1 pseudogene is annotated in these 420 nt (G+C 69.3%); it reads right to left on the minus strand.

The window, feature by feature from the left end:
* Positions 1-420 (minus strand): annotated as a pseudogene (locus tag AC5RVV_RS18175) (urocanate hydratase); the annotation flags it as partial.

Genomic DNA, 420 nt, shown 5'->3' on the forward strand with positions numbered 1-420 from the left:
CGGAGTCCAGGTGGTCGCGGCCGATCACGATCGGCGCGGAGACCTTGCCCTCGGCCACCAGCTTGTTGAAGAGCAGGCCGGCCCGGTGGCGTTCGCCGTAGCCCAGCCAGCAGATGCGGGCGGGCAGGCCCTGGAACTGGACGTGTTCCTGCGCGGCGGTGATCCACTGCTTGAGGTGCTGGTTCTGCGGGAAGAGCTCCAGGATGGCGCGGTCGGTGACCTCGATGTCCTTGGGGTCGCCGGAGAGCGCCACCCAGCGGAACGGGCCCAGGCCCTCGCAGAACAGCGGGCGGATGTAGGCGGGGACGAAGCCGGGGAAGTCGAAGGCGCGCTCACAGCCGCCCTTGCGGGCCTCGTCGCGGATGGAGTTGCCGTAGTCAAACACCTCCGCGCCGCGGTCCTGGAATTCCACCATGGCCT

The organism is Arthrobacter sp. MDT2-34-1 (assembly GCF_059091365.1).